The sequence below is a fragment of the Xenorhabdus koppenhoeferi genome, from assembly GCF_900116635.1.
GTDB classification, from domain to species: Bacteria; Pseudomonadota; Gammaproteobacteria; order Enterobacterales; family Enterobacteriaceae; genus Xenorhabdus; species Xenorhabdus koppenhoeferi.
Genome location: NZ_FPBJ01000078.1, coordinates 1 through 2,342, shown reverse-complemented (window position 1 = coordinate 2,342; position 2,342 = coordinate 1). Strand labels below are relative to the sequence as shown.

The following is a 2,342-nucleotide window of genomic DNA, read 5'->3' as shown; positions in this document are numbered from 1 at the left end:
GATTTTGGCAGGGGATGACATGTGACACCGCCTTTTATTTAAGGAAGAAGAGCCCCATCATGGCACAATATGGATTACGGCTGTAGTACTAGAGCTGAAAGGTTTATTTCGCCGTGCTGCTGATAAATGGGTGAAGCACTTTCATTCTCTCAAAATAAAAACCAAGAACAGGAATGTATTAAAAACGGTTCCCGTTGTATTCGGCAAGCAAAAATTATTATCCGGGAGGGGTGGTAATGGCAAAGGGGAAAAGAAGTAAAACACAACAACAATTTGAAGGCATGACAATACCTTATCTCTTTCAAATAAAAGAAGGTTCCACGAATGACTATGTTAACTCCAAAAAATTTATTGAACCTTATTCGACAAATGACGGAAACGTATTAATGCCACTTAATCGCTCCATGCGTCGTTATGCCAAGAAAATGAAAATTGAAATTAAGGAAGTAAATAATGACTAAGAAAAACGAATTAACTCTTATACCCGCCAAAGAATTGCAGATCGTCGAATATCGCGGTCAGCGCGTTGTTGATACCGAGCGATTAGCTGCAGGGTATGGAACTGATGTAAAAAACATTCAGATGAACTTTACTAACAACAAATCTCGATTTGAGGAAGGAAAACATTACTTCAAATTAGAAGGTGAAGAATTACAACAATTTAAAAACTGCCCCAATAACTTTGGGTCAGTTAACAAACATACAAGAAACCTCATTCTCTGGACAGAACGCGGTGCAGCGAATCACTCCAAAATGCTGGAAACCGATCAGGCATGGGGTTACTTCGACGACCTGACCGAATTCTACTTCACCCGTCGCGATGCCATCACCACAGAAGCCGAGCTGTTAAGTAACCCAGCGAAGTTACGTTCAATGCTGTCTGTCTATGCCGAAAATGTTGAACGCCTTGAGGGGGAAAATAAAACCCTGAGTACAACGGTGGACAGTCTGGAAAAACATTTTACCAAAGGCATGACCCTGCCCGCTTTCTGTAAAGGCCTGAACGGAGTGAATACCGCCAAAATCATGTGGTGGGCAATGGAGCGTAACTGGCTTTACAACGAACAGAAAGATCCGGAGAAAAAACCGCGCTGGCGTGTCGCCTCTTATGCCCGTGACCGTTATCTCACCGAAGACGAAAACGAGATAAAGCCTCACGGACAAGACCCTTTTATCACTCGCACAGCCGTATTGCTGGAGAAAGGCTGCCATCGTCTGTACGCCCTGTACATGAAAGGTGAGCTGCCGATGAAGAAATCATGGAACGGCGAGTACCACCACGACAAAGCAATTTATACCCCGGAGGGTAAATAATGAGCAAACATCACACCAAACCAGCAGGAGTAATCATGGGCGCAGCAAAACAACACACTGAATTTGATTACGGAAAGTATGGCGTCATTGTCCTCACTGAGGCGGAAAACAGTGAAACCATAGGTTATGCGGAAGCGTTGAAATCGTTGGATGCAGGTAAATATGACCATGATTTATTGCTGGGCTTTGATTTAGTGCTGACTATTTTTCATGGCTGGAAAGCGGATTTTTATGCGCCGACCAGTGAACAGCAGTTGATGTTGTGGCGATGGATAGTATCAGCCTCATTTGTGCAAGAGCAAATAGACAGAAACGGCACTTGTGAGGTTGATAACGGCAAAGGAGGCGCTGATACCGGGGCTATTTACGTTAATGGCGTGTCTTCAATCACGGTATATCCATCAGCCGAGCGCCTAATGTTAGCAAACCATGTTGAGGGGATCGCCTTTGAGCAGTTCGGTAGCGAAGAAGGCGCGGATATGGCGGTAAGAATGTATAGCAGAATCAATATAATCAGACATAAGTCACATGCTCTGTAAACAGCTCATCAATAGAGCATCTTTCTCGTCTTCTTGTTGTTTTTGTTTCAGCCCATTTGTTTTCGATAGGATTTAAATCTGGGCTGTAAGGCGGAAGCCATTCTAACTGGCATCCGTGATCGGTTATCGCTTTTCGCGTGTCACCGCGTTTATGGAAAGGGGCATTATCCATCACAATCACTGTCCCCTTAGGGAGCTTCGGCAACAAATCTTGTGTCAGCCAGGCATGAAACACATTCGCATTAATGGTTCCGGCAAACAAACTTAAGGTCACAAAGGTATTTTTAATGATAGCACCAATGGCATTAATGCGGCCTTTGTGCTGCCAGTCATGTAAACCAAAACAGCGGGACCCTTTTAACGAATAGCCATGCGTACGTGGCATGGACTGCTCAAAGCCGCTTTCATCCAGATAAACAATCTGTTTGCCCGCCTGCTCATGATGGCGGATACGCTCGCCAAATACCTGACGAGCGTGTTCGTCAGCGG

The 2,342-nt window shown here is 44.6% G+C and carries 4 protein-coding genes; 3 read left to right on the top strand and 1 reads right to left on the bottom strand.

Features of this window, described 5'->3' with window-relative positions:
* The first annotated feature begins 236 nt into the window (after positions 1 to 236).
* Genes BM329_RS14110 through BM329_RS14100 form a run of 3 tightly spaced genes read left to right on the top strand, consistent with a single transcriptional unit; the run spans position 237 to position 1,853 of the window.
* The gene (locus BM329_RS14110) at positions 237 to 461 is read left to right on the top strand and encodes a hypothetical protein (protein WP_092554426.1); all 225 of its coding nucleotides are present in this window, start codon (positions 237 to 239) and stop codon (positions 459 to 461) included.
* Entirely contained in the window at positions 454 to 1,314 is an 861-nt protein-coding gene (locus BM329_RS14105) for an ORF6N domain-containing protein (RefSeq protein WP_092554423.1), read from the top strand. Before BM329_RS14110 ends, BM329_RS14105 begins: the two co-directional genes overlap by 8 nt.
* A complete protein-coding gene (locus BM329_RS14100) occupies positions 1,314 to 1,853 on the top strand; it encodes a hypothetical protein (RefSeq protein WP_092554420.1) in 540 nt (179 codons plus the stop codon). The genes BM329_RS14105 and BM329_RS14100 overlap by 1 nt, the downstream gene beginning before the upstream one ends.
* Here BM329_RS14100 and BM329_RS14095 read toward each other — a convergent pair.
* The coding region (locus BM329_RS14095; RefSeq protein ID WP_245759041.1) for an IS630 family transposase at positions 1,828 to 2,342 on the bottom strand (515 nt) is incomplete at its 5' end. The genes BM329_RS14100 and BM329_RS14095 overlap by 26 nt on opposite strands.